Here is a 20,922-nt window from a genome sequence, read left to right as displayed (position 1 = left end):
TACCTCCGGATTCCGTGATGCGGAAAGCGGTTTCTAATGGGTGAAGGAATGGTCGTGTCCGCAACAAGTGGCGGTCAATGGTCCGCGCAGGATTCAAGTACGGGATTCAATGAGTGAGCCATGGGTCCGAGGCGGTGCGAAGGGCTCAGGGAGGTGGTGCGAGGGGCTCAGGAGTCCGGGGAACGCAGCACCCGCAGATGGCCGCGGCGCGCGACCTCCATCGGGTCAGCCGTCCGCCGGCCGTTCTGAGCACCGGCCTCGGCCGCACGCCCCTGAGGACGGGCCGCTTCCCGTACGGCATTGGCGAGCGCCTCGAGATCGTCACCGCTGGGCCGGGCCGGGGCGGAGCCGTCGGTGAGCCGGACGACCTCCCAGCCGCGCGGGGCGGTCAGGCGCTCACTGTGCTCGGCGCACAGGTCATAGCAATGAGGCTCGGCGTAGGTGGCGAGCGGGCCGAGGACCGCAGTCGAATCGGCATAGACGTACGTCAGTGTCGCGACGGCAGGGCGGCCGCACGCGGTGCGCGAACAGCGACGTACAGGGCTCACGACGTTGGACGGTACCGCACTCTTGAGCGGGCTGCGACGACTCTCCACCAGGTCACCCCACCGTGTCGTGCTGTGACATCGGCCATAGCGACTCCCCCAGCAACTGCCCTGACCTGCACGGAAAGAGAAGCGCGCGGTCGACGACCGCCCGTGATCCGGTCACGACTTGGCGCAAATGAGATCAATCACGACGAGATCGGCGATCGCGGGGAGGTATGCAATCGGGCCCAAGCTTGGCCAGAATGTTCAATTAGCGACAAGCCCTCCCGCCCGGCGCGCACACTCGATCGCCGTGCGGCGGGGAGAGCTACCCTGCGTCAGTGATGGACAGTCCCGTACCCCCCCGCCCGACCGAGCCGCGGCCGCGCCGTCGCGACCGCCACGGCCGCGGCATGCGCGGGCCCGTCGCCCCGCCCCAGGTGCCTCTCGCCGCGAGCCGGGCCGAGTCCTTCCGGGACCTCGTGCAGGACTCGGTGGAGCGACTGGAACGGCGCTGGCCACAGCTGGCCGACGTGGATTTCCTGGTACTGGACGTGCCGGGCGCGCCGGAGGGGTCGGTGCCGCTGGGCAGCTCGGTTCCCGCGAACAGGGGACAGCCGGCCCAGATCGTGGTCTACCGGCGGCCCGTCGAGATCCGCACGAAGAATCGCGACGAGCGGGCGCTCCTGGTGCACGAGGTGGTCGTGGAGCAGGTCGCGGAGCTGCTGGGGCTGGCGCCGGAGTCGGTGGATCCGCGGTACGGACAGGACTGACGGCTGACAGGTTTCAAAATTTGTCAGCCGTCAATCGATAGCCGATAGCTGTCGGACGTCAGTCCACCGCCGTCAGCTCCTAGCCGTCAGCCGTCGAGTACGGACAGGTCCTGCTCGGCATCCGGCACCGCCACCGTCCCCCTGTCGTCCGGCAGCGTCTGCACCGTGAACATCGAGATGCCGTCCTGCGGCAGCGCCAGCATCCGCGACGCGTGCACCGGGCCTCCCGACTCCGTCTCCACCGTCAGCGCGTACGAGCCCTTCAGACCGGCCGGCACGGGCGGGGTGACCGCCAGCGTCGTACCGGCCTTGACGGTGTACGTCTTGACGACCGGGGTGCCGCCCTCCGTGCCCGCCGATGCGGTGACCTTGACCTGCGCGGTGGCGCCCGGCGCGGTCAGCGAGAGCGTCGAACCCTTGGCCCGGTTGTCGGCGGCGGTCGCCCGCGCCCCCACCGGCGCGGTCGCCGGGATGTAGGCGACCTCCTGCTTGTCGCCCTTGCCGCGTACGACGCGCAGCGCGGCGACCACCGGGGTCGCCCGGCCGCTCTGGGAGGAACTGAGGATCAGCGATCCGGCCTCGCCCTTGGTGACGTCCTGCAGGTCCATGCTCGCGGTCATGCCCGACTTGACGTGCAGCGTCTCATGTCCGGCCGGGGTGATCCGGCCGCCCTTGCCCGCCAGTTGCACCTTCAGGTCGGCGTCGTCGTCGCCGGGCGCGAAGGCCACCAGACGTACCGATGTGGCGTCCGCAGGGATGCCGGGCAGCACCGCGGTGCCGGACGGGTCGGCCGAGGCGGTCAGCCAGTCGCTGCCCGCCTTGTCGTCGGCCGCCCGAACCACGGCTCCCACCCGTCCGGTACGGGTGGTGACATGAACGGTCACATCCGCGGCGGGCTCGGCGGCGGTCAGGGTGGAGAGCAGGACCGGGACGCTGGATCCGGCGGGGACGGGGATGCCCTCGGTCAGCGTGGTCTTGATGGCGCCGTCCTTGCCGTAGAGCTCGATGTCGGCGACGGCGGCGGTGTCGTCCGGGTTGGTGAGGTGAACGTAGTCCTGCCGGTCGTCGGCCGTGGATGCGCCGGGGAACCAGAAGTCGGTGTCCGGCCCGGTGCAGCTCACGCCGAGCAGGCCGCGGGAGCCGCCCACGGTGACCGTGGTCGTCTGCTGGGTGGTCCAGCCGGGGGCTAGGCGGCCGGTGGCCGTGCCGACGAGAGCGGGCGCCTCGCCGCCCGCGGCCGTGGCGGCGACGGGCTTGCCGGGGTCCTTCAGCGCGAGCACCGGCTTGCCGGGCGCCGGCTTCTTCGCACCCTTCGCCGCGTCACCCTTCTTGGGCGCGATGTTCGGGTCCGCCAACACGGCCGTGGACGGCCTCAGTTCGGCTGTACCGTCCTTCGCGGCCGCTGCCGTTCCCGCCGGGGTGAAAGAGGTGTAGTCGGTCTCCGCGACCTCCGAGCTGCTCGGTGCCGGGCAGAGCAGGCTGGAGCGCTCGACCGGCAGCCGCGCCGGGGCCTTGGCGTCCGTCGCCGCACCGCTGTCCGGCGCGGTGAGCGCGGCGACACCGGTGACCGCGGCGAGGGCGGTGGCCGTGGCGAGCAGGGAAATGGTTGTGCGCTTCACTCTGACTCGCCTCGCGATGCGTTGCCGGCGTTGCCGTTCGGGTCCGGGTGCTGGTCGGTCTCGCTGCCGTAGACGTAGGGGGCGTACTGCCCCTCTTGGTACTGCCCGTCGCCGCAGGACGCGGCCTGGTACTGGTCGGCCTGGTACGGGTCCTGGAACTGGTCGCCCTGGTACGGCTGTTGCTGGTACGACTGCGCGTCCCATTCGCCGTACTGCTGCTGCTCGGCGCCGTACGCGGCGCCCTGGTACTGCTCGTTGGTGTACGGGGCGGCGTATCCGGCGTCCGCGTACGACTGCGCGTCCCATTCCCCGTACTGCTGCTGCGGCACCGCCGCATAAGGCGACTGCTGCTGCTCCCCTTGCTGCTGCTGTTGCTGCTGTTGCTGTTGTTGCTGCTGTTGCTGTTGTTGCTGCGCGAAGGCATCCTGTTCGGCGGTCAGTTGAGCGTACGGATCGGGTTGGGCCGCAGCAGCCTCGGGCGACGACGGCGAAGGCGACGAGGACGCAAGCGACGACGACGCGGCCTCCGCTTCCATCTCCGCTTCGGCCTGCGCGCGCAGCCTGCGTGCCCTGCGCCCTTCGCCCTCCACCGCCTGAGCGGGAACCGCGATCTCCTCGTCCGGCAGGTCGTCGTCGATCTCCCGCCGCCTGCCCGGCAGTGCGAGGACCAGCAGCACCAGCGCGAGCACGACCTGGGCCCAGATCCAGCCGGTGTGGGTGGCGGGACCGTCGTACGTCAGGTCCAGTCGGCCGCCCTCGGCGGGGAGTTCGAAGCCCTGGGCCCAGCCGTCGACGGTGGTCTTCTTCAGCACGCGGCCGTCGAGCGTGGCCTGCCAGCCGTCGTCCGCGCGGTCCGCGATGCGCAGCACCCGTCCCGACTGGCCCGCCGGGATCTTGGCGTGGGCCTCGACGGCGTCGGAGGCGACGGGCAGCGGGTCGCCCTTGTCGCTGACGATGGTGGCCCGGGCGACCTGGCGGTCGACGCGCCACAGTGCGCTGCCGTCGAGCTGGCTGAGCCTGCTCAGTCCGGGTGTGGCGTCGAGGACGCGGCTGGTCTGGCGGGGCGCTCCGTCGCGTACGAGCACGTAGCGGATGGCGAATCCGCTGAGCTGGCTGGTCTGGTCGGCGCCGGAGCCTGCCACGAGATTCGCGACGATCTTGTCGAGGCGGGGGTCGCTGCCGCCCGCCTCGGCGAGTTCGGCGTCGCCGAGTCGGCCGCCGGAGCCGCGCACAAGGGTGTAGGAGACCTTGGCGGCCGAAGCGCCGCCAAGGACGAGAGTGCGCGGCTGGTCGCGGGTGTCGCTCTCCTCGGCGACGAAAGCGGGCACCTGGACGGGGTCGCGCCGCTCCAGCGGGCCTGCGGCGCCGCTGAGCATCCAGTTGCCCGCGGCGAGCAGGGGTGCGAGGCCGGCCGCGAGGGCGATCAGGCCGGCGACGGGCTGGCGCCAGCCGAAATCCTGGGCGGCGACGCGAGCACGGCCGCCTTCCGCGCCGAGTACGGCTGCGGCGAGCAGGGCGATGCTGTAGACGAGGGTGGCCGGTCCCGCCCAGCCGGAGCCGTTGGCGATCACCGCGAAGACCAGTCCGACCAGTGCCACGGCCCAGGAGGCGCGGATCGCGAACTGCCGTTCGCCGCGCAGCAGGGCGGCGAGTGCGGCCAGGACGATGCCGATGAGGAGGATTCCGCCCGCGGCCTTGGGGCCGCCGGGGCTCATGCCGAGGAGGTCGAGTGCGCTCGCCGATCCGGTGCCGAATTCGAGTCCGGCTTCACGGAAGAAGGCGGACGGGCCGGTCAGCAGGGTCAGCGACCAGGGTGCGAGGACGAGCAGCGGGGCGCCGAGGGCGGCGAGGAGACGCAGCCCGTACGCCGTGATGTCGTCGCGTCGCAGTACGAGGACGGCGATGCCGAGGACGAGCGCGATCAGCCACACGATGGGCGTGAACGCCATGGCGAGGGTGAGTAGGAGCGCGTACGCCCAGGTGGCGCGCCAACTGCCGCGCCCGCCGCCGGCACCGCTGCCAAGTCCGTACGCCGCGACGCCTGCCCGGGCGATGAGCGGCAGCAGGATCGTGAGGACGGCGGTGCCGAGCCGTCCGGTGGCGAGTGCGCCGGTCGCGGCGGGCAGGAAGGCGTACGCAATGCTCGCCCAGGCGCGCAGCAGCCGGGATTCGACGATGGGGCGGGAGGCGAAGTACGCGGTGAGTCCGGCGAGCGGAACCGAGCAGACGAGCAGCACGGTGAGCGCGAAGCCGGTGGAGCCGAGGAACAGGGCGGACAGGGCCGCGAGCGCGGCGAGGTAGGGCGGCGCGGTCTGGGTGCCGCCGGTGCCGAGGGGATGCCAGTAGTCGGCGTAGCGGGACCACAGGTCGGAGACGTCGGTAGGGGCGGGCAGGAGTGCGCCGCCGGCCAGCGCTCCGCCGCCGAAGAGTCCGCGGCAGGCGACGAGCGAGACGAGAAGCAGTACGGCGAAGAGCACCGGCCCCGGCTTGCGGGCGATTTTCTTCAGGCGTGCGAACTGTTCGATCTCGAGGAAGTCGGCGTCGTCTCCGCCGGGTCCTGATTCGACGGCGCCGTGGCGTGAGCCGCCTGAGTCCGCGTCGGAGCCGCCGCCGATGTGGCCCGCGACCTGTTCGACGGTGGCGCGGATGGTCGCGCCGGGCGGCGGGAAGAGCGGGCGCAGTTCGCCCGCTTCGACGGCGCCGCCCTGCTTGGCACGCCTGCGGCGTCCGGCGATGATCCGTTCTGGCCGCAGCAGGGTGCCGAAGAGGCCCATGACTTCGTCGACGGCCTGGCCGGGGACTTTGCCGACGAGGTAGGCGAGGGTGCGCAGCAGGGTGCCGAAGACGATGCGCAGCAGTACGTAGGGGAAGGCGATGCCGCGAGAGTTGGTGAGCAGGGTGTAGACGGCGCCGGCCTTGTCGACGCGGTGGGGGCTGGCGACGGAGCGGCCGGCGCAGTCGACGGTGCGGCGTTCCCGGGCGGCGGCTTCGGCGTGCCGCATGACGGCGTCGGGGGCGATGAGGACGCGGTGGCCGGCGGCGTGGGCGCGCCAGCACAGGTCGACGTCGTCGCGCATCAGGGGCAGTCGCCGGTCGAAGCCGCCGAGCTGTTCGAAGACGTCGCGGCGGATGAGCATGCCGGCGGAGGAGACGGACAGGACGGAGCGGATCTGGTCGTGCTGTCCCTGGTCCTGTTCGCGGCGGTCGAGTCCGGTCCAGCGGCGTCCGCTGTTGGCGATGGAGACGCCTGTTTCGAGGAGTTGCCTGCGGTCGTACCAGCCGCGGAGTTTGGGGCCGACGATGGCGGCGTATTCGTCGGAGTCGGCGACGCGCAGCAGTTCGGCGAGAGCGTCGGGTTCGGGTGCGCAGTCGTCGTGGAGCAGCCACAGCCACTGGACGGGTTCGCCGTGGGGCAGTTCGGGCATGTCGTACGCGTCGTCGCGCCAGCTCCTGCTGACGGGGTCCCAGCCGCTGGGCCGCTTCAGGTAGGGCAGGTCGTCGGGGGTGAGCACGCCCGCGGTGCGGTTCGCTTCCTCGACGGCGGTGCCGAAGCCGGTGCGCCGGGCGAGGTGCAGTACGCGCTCGGCGCCCAGTGCTTCAGTGACCAGCCGCGCGGAGTCGTCGGCGCTGCCGGTGTCGGCTGCGACGACGTTCTGTACGGGGCGTTCCTGGCCGATGAGTCCGGCCAGGGCGTCGGGGAGCCAGCGTGCGCCGTCGTGGGAGACGAGCACGGCGGTGACGACGTGCCGAGGAAACTCGGGCGGGTGTGCAGGGGCGAACGCGGCTGTGGTGGCGGACATTGAGGTACGGGCCCTCCGGCCGGGGGGTCGCCCCGTAGGGGCGTTGGAGCGTCTCGGACGGGGCCCCACACTAACGGCTGGTACACGAACGGTCCGCCGACTGCGGTCAGGATGCAATCGGCGGACCGGGGGTTACGTACCTGCTTGTGGCGTTCTGTCGGACCCCGGGTGGGGCCTGTGGCCGGGCTTCGGTTGTCGGACGGGCTTCGGATCGGGCCCCGGATCGGGCCCCGGATCGGGATTTGAATCGGGCTTCGGATATCGGTGCGAATTTCAGACGGCGGCCTTCTTCAGCCGACGGCGTTCGCGTTCGGACAGGCCGCCCCAGATCCCGAATCGCTCGTCGTTGGCGAGGGCGTACTCAAGGCATTCGGAGCGGACTTCGCAGGCGAGGCAGACCTTCTTGGCCTCGCGGGTGGAACCGCCCTTCTCGGGGAAGAAGGACTCGGGATCGGTCTGGGCGCACAACGCGCGCTCCTGCCAGCCGAGTTCCTCGTCCGCGTCCTCGACCAGCAGTTGTTCGAACAGCTCGGTCATGTGCGCCCCTCGATCTGTCTTTGCGTCCCCGTGATGTTGCCGTTGTCGCTTTTCGGCCGAACGACACGAGTGAAATTACAAGTGTGCGGCTCCGGGCCAGTCAAGCTGAGATCTGCTATCGGGCCCGGTATTCACTCTGCGGAACCAAAGCTATGCGGAAAGTGTTCAAATCACCAAAAACCTGACACATGCCAGAGGCCTGCTCCGCACCCTCCTCTCATCAGGAGAAGACGCCGCAGGGTTCGATCTTGTTGCGATCGAGCCGTTTAAGCGATCCGGATCACAGTCCGATCACGGGGCCGCAGCGGCGTTTGCGAGCGCGGTTGCTGCGCCATGTCTCCGCGGACACGGCCGCACAAACCTTTCTCCGCACCCAGTAACCGGATGAGGTGAAACATTGCCGCCAAATCGGTCATTGAGTTGACAGTAAGGGGCCCAACCGTCACCTTTGATTGCATGCCAGTGACCTCAGCGCGCCTCGCGACCCCGCTCCGTGGGTTCCGCAGCGCTGTCCAGGCGCGCTGTTGCTGTTCCAGCTGTTGATGCGCCGTAGCGCTCCAGCCACTCACAGCATGTAGCTCAGCCCGCATGCACCGCTTGCACCACATGTCCTGCGACACCCTCCCCCAGACTTCGTCCGGGGGGATTCCCCAGCACTCGCACGTTCTCTGCCGAGGAACCACCGCATCCATGAACAGCGACAGCGACCTCCAGATCGCCGGCGACATCCTCGCCGTACAGCACCTGCTCCAGCCCGCGCGCGAGCACCCGGCCACCGTCGCCGACTTCGTCGGGCTGGCCCGCTCCATCGCCGCCGACCGCGCGCAGTGGGCCCACCTCGTCCGGTACGACACCACCTCCCGCTGGTACCACCGGCTGCGCACCGGACCCGGCTACGAGGTGTGGCTGCTGTCCTGGGTCCCCGGGCAGGGCAGCGGGCTGCACGACCACGGACTGTCGTCAGGCGTACTGACCGTCCTCGACGGCGAGCTCACCGAGCGCAGCAGCGAGCAGGTCTCCCGGTCTCTCACCTCGGGCGCGCAGCGCGTGTTCGCGCCCGGCTATGTGCACGAAGTCGTCAATGATTCGCTCGAGCCGGCCGTCAGTCTGCACATTTACTACCCGGGTCTGACCGAGATGCCGATGCACAGCGCTGGGGTCCCCCATGCAGAATGCCAGGGGCGCTCCCCGGCCGAACACGACGTAGTGCCCGCCTGACAAACTGCTGTCCATGCGCATTGTGGTTCTGGCCGGCGGCATCGGCGGCGCCCGTTTCCTCCGCGGTCTCAAGCAGGCTGCACCCGAAGCGGACGTCACGGTGATCGGCAACACCGGTGACGACATCCATCTGTTCGGGCTGAAGGTCTGTCCCGACCTCGACACCGTGATGTACACCCTCGGCGGTGGCATCAATGAGGAGCAGGGCTGGGGGCGTACGGACGAGAGCTTCCGGGTCAAGGAAGAGCTCGCGGCCTACGGCGTGGGGCCCGAGTGGTTCGGCCTCGGCGACCGCGACTTCGCGACGCACATCGTCCGTACCCAGATGCTCGCCGCGGGCTATCCGCTCAGCGCCGTCACCGAGGCGCTCTGCGCGCGCTGGAACCCGGGCGTGCGGCTGCTGCCGATGTCCGACGACCGCGTCGAGACGCATGTCGCCGTCGAGGTCGAGGGCGAGCGGAAGGTCATCCACTTCCAGGAGTACTGGGTGAAGCTGCGGGCGTCCGTGGCCGCGGAGGCCGTCGTGCCGGTCGGCGCGGACCAGGCGAAGCCCGCGCCGGGAGTGCTGGAGGCGATCGCCTCCGCGGATGTGATCGTCTTCCCGCCGTCCAACCCGGTCGTGAGCGTCGGCACGATCCTGGCGGTGCCGGGGATCCGCGAGGCCATCGCCGAGGCGGGCGTCCCGGTTGTGGGCCTGTCCCCCATCGTCGGGAACGCGCCGGTGCGCGGGATGGCCGACAAGGTGCTGGCGGCGGTGGGCGTGGAGGCGACGGCCGCGGCCGTCGCTCAGCACTACGGCTCCGGGCTGCTGGACGGCTGGCTGGTCGACACGGTGGACGCGGGCGTGGTGGCGGAGGTCGAGGGGGCGGGGATCCGCTGCCGGGCCGTACCGCTGCTGATGACGGACGTGGACGCGGCGGCGGAGATGGCGCGGCAGGCGCTGGCGCTGGCCGAGGAGGTACGGGCATGAGCGCGCCCGGTGCGGGAGGTACGGACGCGAGCGCGCCCGGCTCAGCAGGCGGGAACCCGCCCGCGTACCGGGTGTGGGCGCTGCCCGGCATCGGCGAGGTGCGGCCCGGCGACGACCTCGGGAAGCTGATCGCGGCCTCCGAGCCGGGGCTGGCCGACGGCGATGTCCTGCTCGTCACCTCGAAAATCGTGAGCAAGGCGGAGGGGCGGGTCGTCGAGGCGGCCGACCGTGAGTCGGCGATCGACGCGGAGACGGTACGCGTGGTGGCGCGGCGCGGCCCCCTTCGTATCGTCGAGAACCGGCAGGGCCTGGTGATGGCCGCGGCCGGCGTCGACGCCTCCAACACCCCTGCCGGGACTGTGCTGTTGCTGCCTGCCGATCCTGATGCCTCGGCTCGGGCGATCCGCGAGGCGCTGCGGGCGGCGCTGGGCGTCGACGTCGGCGTGCTCGTCACGGACACCTTCGGGCGGCCCTGGCGCAACGGTCTGACGGATGTCGCGATCGGCGCGGCGGGAGTGCGGGTCCTGGACGATCTGCGGGGCGGGGTCGACGGATACGGCAATCCGCTGAGCGCTACTGTCGTCGCCACCGCGGACGAACTGGCCGCCGCCGGTGACCTGGTGAAGGGCAAGGCGGAGGGGCTGCCGGTCGCGGTGGTGCGCGGTCTGTCCCATGTGGTGGCCGATGACGCGGAAGACGCCCGGGCGATGGTGCGGGTCGCGGCCGACGACATGTTCCGGCTGGGGACCTCGGAGGCGGTACGGGAGGCGGTGACCCAGCGCCGTACGGTGCGGGAGTTCACCGACGAGCCGGTGGACGGCGGGGCGGTGCGGCGGGCGGTCGCGGCCGCGGTGACGGCTCCGGCGCCGCATCACACCACGCCGTGGCGGTTCGTACTTCTCGAATCCGCGTCGTCCCGCACCGAGTTGCTGGACGCGATGCGGGACGCGTGGATCGCGGACCTGCGACGCGACGGCAAGTCGGAGGAGTCCATCGCGAAGCGGGTGAAGCGGGGCGATGTCCTGCGCAAGGCGCCGTACCTGGTTGTCCCCTGCCTGGTGATGGACGGCTCACACCGCTACGGGGATCCGCGCCGGGACACCGCCGAGCGCGAGATGTTCGTGGTGGCAACGGGCGCGGGCGTCCAGAACTTCCTGGTGGCACTGGCGGGCGAGCGACTCGGCTCGGCGTGGGTGTCCTCGACGATGTTCTGCCGCGAGGTCGTACGGGACGTGCTGGGCCTGCCGGCCGGGTGGGACCCGATGGGCGCGGTGGCGGTGGGTCATGCGGCCGCACCGGCGAAGGAGCGGCCGGCGCGGGAGGCCGGGGACTTCATCGAGGTGCGGTGAGTTCCTCCTGAGCGCTACGGGCCCTCGGCGTTCTACAGGGCCCCGATGTCGACGCGTGGCATCTTCGGCTTGCGCCGGGGCGGGGTGCGGCCGCCGAGGAGGATGAGGCGGGCGGCTCGGTGGCGCTGGCCCGTGTAGGGGGCGAGGAGTTCGAGCATCGCCGCGTCGTCGGCGTCGCGGTCGCCCGCGAGTGCGTAGCCGACGATGCGGGGCAGATGCAGGTCGCCGACGGTGACCGCGTCGGGGGCGCCGTTGCTGCGCTGGACCGTCTCGGCGGAGGTCCACGGGCCGATGCCGGGTACCAACTCCAGGCGTTCCTGGGCCTGTTGGGGCTCCATCGCCGCGGCCTCCTCCAGACGGCGGGCGACGCGGACCGCGCGCAGGATGGTGGAGGCCCGCTTGTTGTCGACGCCGGCGCGGTGCCACTCCCAGGACGGGATCATCCGCCAGGTGGACGGGTCCGGCATGACATGCATACGGTGCGCGCCATCGGCCGGTCCGGGGGCGGGCTCGCCGTATTTCCGTACAAGCAGCCGCCAGGCGCGGTACGCCTCGTCCGCGGTGACCTTCTGCTCCAGGATCGAGGGGATCAGCGACTCGAGGACCAGTCCGGTGCGGGTGAGGCGCAGGCCGGGGCAGTGACGCTGGGACGCGGCGACGAGGCGGTGGTGGGGCTCGAAGAGGTCCGGCTCGTCCTGCGCCCCGAGCAGCTCCGGCAGCCGGTCGAGCAGCCACTGTGCGCCCGGACCCCACGCTTCGGCCTCGGCCTGCGCGGCTCCTGGCCGGAGGGCGACCCGGAGGGTGCCGGGGCCGTCGGGCGTACGGGTGGCGCGCCAGACGGAGCCGTCGGGGGTGGTACGGAAGGCGGGGTCGGCAGGGCCGCGGCGGAGGGGGCCGAGGACGAGGCCGAGGTCGAGGGGGCCGGGCGGGGTCCAGCGGCGGGTGCGGGACCCGGACGCCTGCCTGGGGACGCCGGTGGGGGCGGGCACGGCGGTGTGACCGCCTCGCACGGTGGTGCGGGTGGGTTGGTTCGGTGCGAAGCGTCCGGCCACGGTGTTGAGAGTACGGCCCCGCGTCGCCCGCGGGGACTTGCCCCCGCCCCGCCCCTACGGCGTGGCGGCCGTGGGAGGTACCCCCACCCCGAACTGGGGGCAGGCCCTCCAGGCCCGGGTAGGCCCTTCGGGCCTGTCCTCACACGCCGGACGGGCTCAAAACGGGGCGGAAACCCCGCTACTGGTCCGACGAGAAGCGCACCGACGCTCGCGGCAGCACCGCTTCGCACCACACCCTCGCGCCCTCGCGCAGTTCGTTGTCCGCCCCCACCACCGCGCCGTCGCCGACCACCACGCCCGAGAGCACCGTGCGCGCGCCGATTCGGGCGCCCGCTCCGATGAGGGACGAGGAGATCACCGCGCCCTCCTCCACGATCGCGCCCTCCAAGACCGCGCTGCCGTCGATGCGGGCGCCCTCGGCGATCACCGCGTTCGCGCCGATGACCGTGCCCCCGGTGAGTTTGGCGTCAGGGGCAACCGACGCCGAGGGCAGGACCAGGCGGTCGCCGCAGCGGCCCGGGACCGCCGGGGACGGGGCGCGGCCCATCACCAGGTCGACCGACCCGCGGACGAACGCCTGCGGGGTGCCGAGGTCCAGCCAGTACGTGGAGTCGACCATGCCCTGGAGATGGGCTCCCGATGACAGCAGGTCCGGGAACGTCTCGCGCTCCACCGAGACCGGGCGGCCCGTCGGGATCGTGTCGATGACCGAGCGGCGGAAGACGTACGCGCCCGCGTTGATCTGGTCGGTGACGATCTCCTCGGGGGTCTGCGGCTTTTCGAGGAAGGCCCTGACCCGGCCGTTCTCGTCCGTCGGGACCAGCCCGAACGCCCGAGGGTCCTCGACCTTGGTGAGGTGAAGGGAAACGTCCGCGCCCGACGACCGGTGCGTGGTGACCAGCGCCTCGATGTCCAGCCCCGTCAGGATGTCGCCGTTGAAGATCAGCACAGGGTCCTCGGGGCCCGAACGCAGCCGGGAGGCGACATTGCGGATCGCGCCGCCCGTGCCGAGCGGCTCCTCCTCGGTGACGTACTCGAGGTGGAGGCCGAGCGCGGAGCCGTCCCCGAAGTACGGCTCGAAGACCTCCGCCAGATACGACGTCGCCAGCACGATGTGCTCGACGCCCGCCGCCCTGGCCCGTGCCAGTTGATGCGTGAGGAACGGAACGCCCGCCGCGGGAACCATCGGCTTGGGCGTGTTGACGGTGAGCGGGCGCAGCCGAGTTCCCTTGCCGCCGACCAGGAGGATCGCTTCTGTCACCTTGTCGTCTCTGCTTCCTGCTGGGGCCGGCATGGTCACTCGTTGTGGTCACTCGTTCGAGACCGGCCAGTTTATGCAGTTGGTTGGTGCGTTCCCTGTCAGGCACGTCCCTGGTAGGTGGCCGAGGCACTCCGGGCGGTGCCCAGCCTGCCGTAGAGGCGGCCCCCCGGACAGTCCGTGAAGAATCCGTCCCGGTGCCCGGAAATGACGTTGAAGTTGACCTCCACCCCCTTGGCGTACTTGCCGCTCCCTGCCGACGTCAGCACCACCTTGCCTCGCGGATCGCCGCCGTACAGCCCGAGCTTCCAGGCGGTCAGCTGGGCAACGGCGGTCACCGCGGCGGCCGGTGGGGTGGAGGAACTGTACGTGCCGAGCACGGCAATTCCCACGCTATTGGTGTTAAAACCCAGGGTGTGCGCGCCGAGAACCGCCTTGGCCACGCCTCCGGCGCGCCCTTCGTAGATGTTTCCGCATTTGTCGACGGCGAAGTTGTAGCCGAAGTCGCGCCAGCCACTGCTCACGACGTGGTAGCGGTAGATACTTCGCAGGACGGAGGGGGCTTGCGCGCAGGTGTAGTTGTTTCCGGTGGCACTGTGGTGTACGAAAGCGGCTTTCACGGACGTCGTGTAGACGAAGGTCTTCTCGCGCAGCGACTCGTCGGCGCCCCATCCCTTGCGCGTGATGATGCGCGGGCGCGGTCCGATGTACGGCTTCGCACCTTCGGCGGCCGACAGATCCGCATCAGCTTCTGTCTCGGCTCGTGACAGCGCCGGGAGCACGTTCTCGTCCGGGGGTGCGGGCGCGGGTTCCCCGGGCGCGGGTCCCTCGGGCGCGGCTTTCCCTGACGCGGGTTCCCCGGGCGCGGGTTCCCCGGGCGCGGGTTCCCCGGGCGCGGGTTCCCCGGGCGCGGGTTCCTCGAGCGCGGCTCCCTCACCCGGGTCCACGAGTTCGAGGCGCAGGCCCTTGGGCAGCGGCGCCGGTTCGGCCCCCTCAGGGCGTACGCGTACCTCCACGCCGTCCGAATTGCCGACCCACAGCGGGGCCGTGGAGCCGCGTACCTTCCCCGACCGCCCCTCCGCGCTGTCCGGGTCCGCGCCGTGCTCGTGGTTGTGGGTCTCTACGTCCTGCCAGCCGGACCACTCGCCGGTGCCGACAGCCCGGGTTCGGACCTGGACCGTGCCCTGCAGTTCGGCGTTCACGTCGTCCCACACGACGCCGACGAGGGAGAAGGGTTTGACGTCACGTTCGGTCACCCCCTGTTCCGTCGCTGGGCCGAGGGACCGGTCCGACGTCCCCTCCCCGGATATCGGTGCCAGCGGCAGCGACTGGGTGGAGCCGGGCAGATCCGGCACCTGGGGGGGCGCGGCGGCCGCGCCGGAGAGGAGTGAGAGCGGAAGTATCAGCGCGGCTGTGCACGCGACGCCGATGGAAGAAGCAAGATATCCACGCATGATTACGATCCTGGGCCGGGGTCGCCGACTCCGCTGTCCGGGAAACTGACGGCACATCGGTCCAATCGGAGGACCCCGTCACCGGTACGGCGGCTTCCCGCCGGCCGCGGCCGCGTACCCTTGCGCGGGTGAACGCCAGCGACCGTACCCCTGCCGACCTGCTGCGATCCGCGCTCGCCGCGGACCCGGCGCGCCCCTTGGTCACTTTCTACGACGACGCCACCGGTGAGCGGGTCGAATTGTCCGTGGCTACCTTCGCCAATTGGGTGGCAAAGACGGCGAATCTGCTCCAGGGCGACCTGGCCGCCGAGCCCGGCGACCGGCTCGCGCTGCTGCTTCCCGCGCACTGGCAGAGCGCGGTCTGGCTGCTCGCCTGCTCCTCGGTCGGCGTGAGCGTCGAGGTGGGCGGCGACCCGGCGGACGCGGATCTTGTGGTCAGCGGTCCGGACACGCTGCAGGAGGCGCGCGCCTGTTCCGGGGAGCGGGTGGCGCTCGCGCTGCGGCCGCTGGGCGGGCGGTTCCCGCAGCCGCCGGCAGGCTTCGTCGACTACGCGGTGGAGGTGCCGGGTCAGGGCGACCGTTTCGCGCCGTACGCACCGGTGGATCCGTCCGCGCCCGCGCTCACCGTGGGCGGCAGGGAACTGACGAGCGCCGAGCTGGTGGAGCGGGCCCGCGCGGACGCGGCCGGCATAGGCCTTGCGTCCGGCTCGCGGCTGCTGACGGGGCTCGGGTACGACTCGTGGGAGGGGCTGTCGGCCGGGCTGTTCGCGCCGCTTGTGGCCGGTGGTTCGGTGGTGCTCTGCCGTAACCTCGGCGAGCTGTCCCAGGAGGGCCTCGAGAAGCGGATCGAGAGCGAGCACGTCACGAACACCGCGGTGTGACAACCCTCTAGGTCCACTCGTGTGGCGCACACGCGGGCCGAGCCCCCGGGCCTGAGCGTCAACTCCGGTGGATGATCGGCGATACGCGTGCTTCAACGCACAACCAAGCGCGAGGTTCAGCCGTCCAGCCCTGCGATCGGCGACCCAGCGCGCCGCCGACGCCATGAAGGATGGACGCAGACGTGACGGACAGTGCTGGCACGCCCGCCGCGCCGGACGGCCCGGCCGATGACGAGCCGCCGGCCGGAACGCGCGGGCCTGGCAGTACGGCCGAGGCTGGTACCGGCGAGGGTCCGGCAAAGGCGGACGCGGCGGACACCGACTCGGCAGGCGCGGACACCGACTCGGCAGGCGCGGCCGACCCGGACACCGACCCGGACGACGCCGACGCCGCACCGAAGGGCGAGGTGCCGGAAGGCGACCGGCGCAACGGTGACGCCAACGTGGCACGTACGGACGCAGGTACCGGCGAGCCCCCGGCCGGCGCAGCCGCAGCGGACGGGACCGGCACGGACGCCGAACCCTCCAAACGCAAGCGTCACTGGCTGCGTTGGATCGCCCTCGGTACGTCTGTCGTCGTCCTCGCCGCCGCCACCGTCGGCTGGTGGTTCTACCGCAAGCTCGACGCCAACATCACCACCGACATCACCGCGGCCGCCGAGCTCGAGACGTACGAGAAGGAGCGGCCCAAGCCCCTCTCGAGCGACGCGCAGAACATCCTGCTCCTCGGCTCCGACACCCGCTCCGGCGAGGGCAACAGCAAGTACGGCCGCGACGACGGCGGCAGCCAGCGCTCCGACACCACGATCCTGCTGCACATCTCCGGGGACCGGAAGAGCGCGACCGCAATGTCCATCCCGCGTGACCTGATGGTCAATATCCCAAATTGCCGCAAGCCCAACCACACCCGCACAAAGGCGCAGTTCGGGCAGTTCAACTGGGCGTTCGAGTTCGGCGGCGCGGCCTGCACGATCCGTACTGTCGAGCGGTTCACCGGCATCCGCGTCGACCACCACATGGTGGTGGACTTCAGCGGCTTCAAGGACATGGTCGACGCCGTGCACGGGGTCGAGATCTGCCTCAAGGAGCCGATCGACGACGCCGACGCACACCTCAAGCTGCCCAAGGGCAAGCAGACGCTGCGGGGGGAGCAGGCCCTCGGTTTCGTACGGGCCCGCAAGTCCATCGGCAACGGCAGTGACACCGAACGTATGGAACGCCAGCAGCAGTTCCTCGGCGCGCTGGTCAAGAAGGTGCAGAGCAATGGCGTACTGCTCAATCCGACCCGGCTCTTCCCGGTGCTGGACGCGGCGACCAAGTCACTGACCACCGACCCGGGTCTGAACACGCTGAAGGATCTGTACGACCTGACCCGCTCAATTCGCAGCATTCCCACCGAAAAGGTGCAGTTCCTCACCGTTCCGCGGCAGCCGTACAGCGCCGACCCGAACCGCGACGAACTCGTCGAGCCCGACGCGGCTCAGCTCTTCAAGCGACTGCGCGAGGACACGCCTGTCACCGTCGTCCCGGACAAGGGCAACAAGAAAAAGCCCTCGCAGGCGGAATCCCCGACCAATGAGAAGCCGGACGGCAGCGGGCCCGCGAGCCCGTCGCCGGTTTTCTCCGGTACGACCGCCGCCGAGGGCACATGTGAGTAAAGCCATTGCCAAGCCGAAGTCAGCAGTCCATGACGATTGGGCGGAATGCCGCTTGTAAGGGGCGTGGAATTTGTCACTGACGTCGCCCAACGTTGATCTGGACGGATAGTGTGACGCGATCCGGTGCTTCCGACCTTGGGTCGCGCACTGCTGGATCGAAAGACCGAGCGCCCTTCGGGGGAGGCGCCTCGCGTGGCACCGACGGAGGACTCAAGCAACCGTGGATGCGCAAAGCCGTGGACAGGCGGACGAGATCGACCCCGCCGACCAGTGGGTGCTCAACCCGCGTACCGGTAATTACGAATTGCGACTGGACCAATCCGCACAGCAGTCGTCCGCGTCGACAAGCGCCGCTCCCAGAACTCCGGCGCCCAGAACTCCGGCGCCCAGAAGTCCGCAGGACCGCAAAACCGCGTCTCCTGACCGGGAGGTGCCGGGTCAGCGCTCGCGCCGTGCGGGCAATGCATCCGGCGGTACAACTCCCCCCACGGCGGGCCGGCGCAAGCGCAAGCAGCCCAAGTCCCGCAAGAAGAAGGCGCTTCTGTGGACGGGCGGCACGACGGCCTTCGTCGTGGTCGCCGCCGCCGTGTGCACATATCTCGTCTACCAGCACTTCGACTCGAACCTGAACACGGTCGATGTCGCGGGTGCGGGCAGCGGCGGCTTCAGCAAGGACCGGGCCGTCAACATCCTCGTCATCGGCACCGACAAGCGGTCCGGCGAGGGCAATGACTCCTACGGCGACAAGAACAGCGTCGGGCACGCCGACACCACGATCCTCTTCCATGTCTCCAAGGACCGGTCGAACGCGACCGCGCTGTCCATCCCGCGCGACCTGATCACCGACATCCCCGCGTGCCCGACCAAGACTTCTCAGGGCACGAAGAACATCCCCGGCACGCGCGAGACCCGGTTCAACGAGAGCCTCGGCCAGGCGGGCCGCGACCCCGGCTGCACCATGCGCACGGTCAAGGAGCTCACCGGCGTCACCGTCGACCACTTCATGATGGCCGACTTCAACGCGGTCAAGACGATGACGACCGCCGTCGGCGGCGTCGAGGTCTGCCTCGCCAAGGACATCAACGACAAGGACTCCAAGCTCAACCTCACGGCGGGCAAACACGTCATCGAGGGCGAGCAGGCGCTGGCGTTCGTGCGCACGCGTCACTCGGTGGGCTTCGGCGGCGACCTGAGCCGGATCGAGATCCAGCAGCAGTTCCTGAGCTCGCTGATCCGCAAGATGAAGTCCAGCGACACCCTCTCCAGCCCCTCCAAGATGTGGGACCTGGCGGACGCCGCCACCAAGGCACTCACCGTCGACGACGGAATAGGCCAGATCTCCAGGCTCCGCGATCTCGGTCTGGAGCTGTCGAAGGTGGACCCGAAGAACATCACCTTCGCGACCGTGCCGGTGGTGGACAACACCGACGGCGCCACCGTGCTGCTCAACGAGGCCAAGGCCAAGCCGCTGTTCTCGATGATTGAGAACGACACCTCGCTCACCGAGGTGAAGCAGAAGGAACAGGACGCCAAGAACCAGCAGCAGAGCCTGCTCACTGGGTCCAGGGCGGCCGCGTCCGAGGTGCGGGTCGCGGTCTTCAACGGCAGCGATACGCAGGGGGCGGCGCTGACGACCCTGACCTGGCTGCAGAACGAGCAGGGCGTACTGAAGTCGAGCAACGAGGGCAATGCCCCGAGCAAGCTGCCCAAGACGACGCTGACGTACGCGCCGAACCAGGCCGATCAGGCCCGCAAGCTCGCGGACCTCATGGGTCTGCCCGCGACGGCACTGAAGCCGGGCACCAAGGACGCCGTGGGTCTTGAGGCGATGCAGCTGACCCTCGGCGCGGATTTCAAGGGCGCGGGTGTGCCCATCACCGGTCCGGCGAAGGTGCCGGAGGGTGTACAGAAGGTCGAAGCGGACAAACAGGTGTGTGCCAAGTGACGCCGGAACACCGGGTCATCAGGAACGCCTGAACGACAGGGGGGACCCGGGGTGGGACAGAACAGCGTGCGGGGGCAGGGGACGCGGGGTCGCGTCCCGCACGCCCGCGAACTGGGCTGGGACGACAGCCTGTACGGCGAAGGAGACGACCAAGCCGCCAAAGGCCGCGGGAGGACCGGCAGACAGGCCGGTCCTGATGGGCCGGACGGCGGGCCCGCACGGGGCGGCGACGGCCACCAGGCCGGACGCCGACGCGGCGGACCGCGGCGCGGAAAACGCGGCAAACGCCGCATACTTCGCTGGGTCGCCTCCGTGCTGTCGCTGCTGATACTTGGCACGGCCGGCGCCGGTTACCTCTATTACGAGCATCTCAACAGCAGGCTCAAGAAGGACGACCTCACGCTCGGCGACAAGATGCCCACGCACCAGGCCAACTCCGCCGGGCAGACCCCGCTGAACATCCTGCTCATCGGCTCGGACGCGCGGGACTCCAAGGAGAACCAGAAGCTCGGCGGCGCCAAGGACACCTTCGGCGGACAGCCGCTCGCGGATGTGCAGATGCTGGTGCACCTCTCGGCCGACCGCAGCAATATCTCGGTGATCAGCATGCCGCGTGACACCGTGCTCAAGATCCCCAAGTGCACGGACCCGGACACCGACAAGACCTACCCCGCGACCGGCTGGAAGCTGACCAATGAGTCGCTCGGCCGCGGCGGCCCCGGCTGCACGGTGGCGACGTGGCACAAACTCACCGGCATCACCATCGACCACTTCATGATGATCGACTTCGCGGGTGTGGTCTCCATGGCCGACGCCATCGGCGGTGTCCCGGTCTGCGTCAAGCAGAACGTCTACTCGCGCAACGGTAAGGGCCAGGGCTCCGGGCTGAAGCTGGAGGCAGGCACCCACCCGGTCAAGGGCGAGCAGGCCCTGCAGTGGCTTCGTACGCGGTACGGCTTCGAGGACGGCACCGACCTCGCCCGTACGCACGCTCAGCACATGTACATGAACTCGATGGTCCGGGAGCTGCGCGGGAACACCAAGCTCACCGACCCGACCAAGCTGCGCAACCTCGCCGAGGCTGCCATCGGAGCGCTCACCGTCGACAAGACCATCAACACCGTCAAGCAGCTCTACGACCTGGGCGGGGAGCTCAAGAGCGTGCCGACCGGCCGGATCACGATGACCACCATGCCGAACTTCTACACCCAGCGGCCGGGGTTCAGCGGCAAGGTCGAGCCGAAGCCGGGCGATGCCGAGCAGCTGTTCCGGATGGTCCGGGAAGACATTCCGCTGGACGGCAAGGGGGCGGCGAATAAGGAGCCCGCCGCCCCGGCCCTGTCCAAGGACCCGGCCGCGAAGCCCGGTGAGATCGCGGTGATGGTGCAGAACGGCACCAGCGCCGACGGGCAGCTCGCCGAGAACCGCCGGGCAACGGCGGTCGCCGGGATCCTGTCCGACAAGGGCTTCAGCAGCGCGCGGGCGGACGCCACGAAGAACCCGCAGGACAAGACGGTCATCCGGTTCTCCAACGCCGAGCTGGAGGGCGACGCTCAGGCGGTCGCCAAGTCCCTTGGGATCCCGCTGACTTCGGTGCAGAAGTCGACGGACGTCACCGGCATCACGCTGATCGTGGGCGCGGACTGGCGGCAGGGCGACGCCTATCCGAAGACGGCGCCGGCGGACGACAAAACGCCGGAGTCGGCGCGCGCTCTGAACGGCGAGACCAAGACCTGCATGGACATCCAGCCCGGTTTCACCTGGTAGCGGGGTGCGGTCATGGAAGAGCCCGTCGATGTGGAACTCCTCGCACCAGTACGTCGCGTTGGCGACCAGGAAGTTGCGCACCTCTTTGCGGCCGTAGTCGAACTCGAGGGTGCC

Annotated in this window: 15 protein-coding genes; 8 read left to right on the top strand and 7 right to left on the bottom strand. The window is 70.2% G+C overall.

Annotated features, from left to right (window positions below; genetic code table 11):
• Positions 1-167: 167 nt before the first annotated feature.
• Entirely contained in the window at positions 168-596 is a 429-nt protein-coding gene (locus tag ACWDO5_RS26560) for a DUF3499 domain-containing protein (RefSeq protein ID WP_450532881.1), read from the bottom strand.
• A 275-nt stretch (positions 597-871) separates the two neighbouring features.
• Here ACWDO5_RS26560 and ACWDO5_RS26555 point away from each other — a divergent pair, with 275 nt between their 5' ends.
• Positions 872-1,300, top strand: a complete 429-nt coding sequence (locus ACWDO5_RS26555; protein WP_450532880.1) for a metallopeptidase family protein — start codon at positions 872-874, stop codon at positions 1,298-1,300.
• Positions 1,301-1,386: 86 nt separating this feature from the next.
• Here ACWDO5_RS26555 and ACWDO5_RS26550 read toward each other — a convergent pair whose 3' ends face one another.
• The 3 genes from ACWDO5_RS26550 to ACWDO5_RS26540 form a co-directional block, all read right to left on the bottom strand.
• Positions 1,387-2,919, bottom strand: a complete 1,533-nt coding sequence (locus ACWDO5_RS26550) for a DUF5719 family protein (RefSeq protein WP_450532879.1) — start codon at positions 2,917-2,919, stop codon at positions 1,387-1,389.
• The gene (locus ACWDO5_RS26545; RefSeq protein ID WP_450532878.1) at positions 2,916-6,719 is read right to left on the bottom strand and encodes a glycosyltransferase family 2 protein; all 3,804 of its coding nucleotides are present in this window, start codon (positions 6,717-6,719) and stop codon (positions 2,916-2,918) included. The genes ACWDO5_RS26550 and ACWDO5_RS26545 overlap by 4 nt, the downstream gene beginning before the upstream one ends.
• Positions 6,720-6,992: 273 nt before the next feature.
• Positions 6,993-7,256, bottom strand: coding sequence for a WhiB family transcriptional regulator (locus ACWDO5_RS26540; protein WP_023541320.1), 264 nt, complete (start codon positions 7,254-7,256; stop codon positions 6,993-6,995).
• Between the two features lie 690 nt (positions 7,257-7,946).
• Here ACWDO5_RS26540 and ACWDO5_RS26535 point away from each other — a divergent pair.
• The 3 genes from ACWDO5_RS26535 to ACWDO5_RS26525 are packed head-to-tail and all read left to right on the top strand — an operon-like array spanning position 7,947 to position 10,793.
• Positions 7,947-8,474 carry a cysteine dioxygenase gene (locus ACWDO5_RS26535; protein ID WP_450532877.1) on the top strand — a complete coding sequence of 176 codons (528 nt, stop codon included), beginning with the start codon at positions 7,947-7,949 and terminating at the stop codon, positions 8,472-8,474.
• A gap of 13 nt (positions 8,475-8,487) precedes the next feature.
• On the top strand, positions 8,488-9,444 hold the full coding sequence (gene cofD, locus ACWDO5_RS26530) for a 2-phospho-L-lactate transferase (RefSeq protein WP_450532876.1): 957 nt from the start codon (positions 8,488-8,490) through the stop codon (positions 9,442-9,444).
• Positions 9,441-10,793, top strand: a complete 1,353-nt coding sequence (locus ACWDO5_RS26525) for a coenzyme F420-0:L-glutamate ligase (RefSeq protein ID WP_450532875.1) — start codon at positions 9,441-9,443, stop codon at positions 10,791-10,793. Before cofD ends, ACWDO5_RS26525 begins: the two co-directional genes overlap by 4 nt.
• A gap of 32 nt (positions 10,794-10,825) precedes the next feature.
• Here ACWDO5_RS26525 and ACWDO5_RS26520 read toward each other — a convergent pair whose 3' ends face one another.
• The 3 genes from ACWDO5_RS26520 to ACWDO5_RS26510 form a co-directional block, all read right to left on the bottom strand.
• Entirely contained in the window at positions 10,826-11,845 is a 1,020-nt protein-coding gene (locus ACWDO5_RS26520; RefSeq protein ID WP_450532874.1) for a DNA-3-methyladenine glycosylase family protein, read from the bottom strand.
• Positions 11,846-12,023: 178 nt separating this feature from the next.
• Positions 12,024-13,139, bottom strand: a complete 1,116-nt coding sequence (locus tag ACWDO5_RS26515; RefSeq protein ID WP_450532872.1) for a sugar phosphate nucleotidyltransferase — start codon at positions 13,137-13,139, stop codon at positions 12,024-12,026.
• Between the two features lie 65 nt (positions 13,140-13,204).
• Positions 13,205-14,557, bottom strand: a complete 1,353-nt coding sequence (locus ACWDO5_RS26510) for an N-acetylmuramoyl-L-alanine amidase (RefSeq protein ID WP_450532871.1) — start codon at positions 14,555-14,557, stop codon at positions 13,205-13,207.
• 128 nt (positions 14,558-14,685) lie between these two features.
• On the opposite strand from ACWDO5_RS26510, the gene ACWDO5_RS26505 reads away from it, so the two are divergent.
• From ACWDO5_RS26505 to ACWDO5_RS26490, 4 genes are all read left to right on the top strand, one after another.
• Positions 14,686-15,438, top strand: coding sequence for a TIGR03089 family protein (locus ACWDO5_RS26505; protein ID WP_450532870.1), 753 nt, complete (start codon positions 14,686-14,688; stop codon positions 15,436-15,438).
• 182 nt (positions 15,439-15,620) lie between these two features.
• Positions 15,621-17,096, top strand: coding sequence for an LCP family glycopolymer transferase (locus ACWDO5_RS26500; protein WP_450532869.1), 1,476 nt, complete (start codon positions 15,621-15,623; stop codon positions 17,094-17,096).
• 220 nt (positions 17,097-17,316) lie between these two features.
• Positions 17,317-19,041: an LCP family protein gene (locus ACWDO5_RS26495; RefSeq protein WP_450532867.1), complete on the top strand. Its 1,725-nt coding sequence runs from the start codon at positions 17,317-17,319 to the stop codon at positions 19,039-19,041.
• A gap of 51 nt (positions 19,042-19,092) precedes the next feature.
• Positions 19,093-20,808 (top strand): LCP family protein, encoded by a 1,716-nt coding sequence (locus ACWDO5_RS26490; RefSeq protein WP_450532866.1) that lies wholly within the window; start codon positions 19,093-19,095, stop codon positions 20,806-20,808.
• Positions 20,809-20,922 lie beyond the last annotated feature (114 nt).

The organism is Streptomyces sp. NPDC000880, assembly GCF_053599675.1.
The sequence above is the reverse complement of the archived record's forward strand: the minus strand, read 5'-3'. Positions and strand labels throughout refer to the sequence as shown.

Coding starts and splice junctions, on each gene's coding strand:
- ACWDO5_RS26555 (WP_450532880.1), top strand. CDS start 872: ATGGACAGTCCCGTACCCCCCCGCCCGACCGAGCCGCGGCCGCGCCGT.
- ACWDO5_RS26545 (WP_450532878.1), bottom strand. CDS start 6,719: ATGTCCGCCACCACAGCCGCGTTCGCCCCTGCACACCCGCCCGAGTTT.
- ACWDO5_RS26540 (WP_023541320.1), bottom strand. CDS start 7,256: ATGACCGAGCTGTTCGAACAACTGCTGGTCGAGGACGCGGACGAGGAA.
- ACWDO5_RS26535 (WP_450532877.1), top strand. CDS start 7,947: ATGAACAGCGACAGCGACCTCCAGATCGCCGGCGACATCCTCGCCGTA.
- cofD (WP_450532876.1), top strand. CDS start 8,488: ATGCGCATTGTGGTTCTGGCCGGCGGCATCGGCGGCGCCCGTTTCCTC.
- ACWDO5_RS26525 (WP_450532875.1), top strand. CDS start 9,441: ATGAGCGCGCCCGGTGCGGGAGGTACGGACGCGAGCGCGCCCGGCTCA.
- ACWDO5_RS26515 (WP_450532872.1), bottom strand. CDS start 13,139: ATGCCGGCCCCAGCAGGAAGCAGAGACGACAAGGTGACAGAAGCGATC.
- ACWDO5_RS26510 (WP_450532871.1), bottom strand. CDS start 14,557: ATGCGTGGATATCTTGCTTCTTCCATCGGCGTCGCGTGCACAGCCGCG.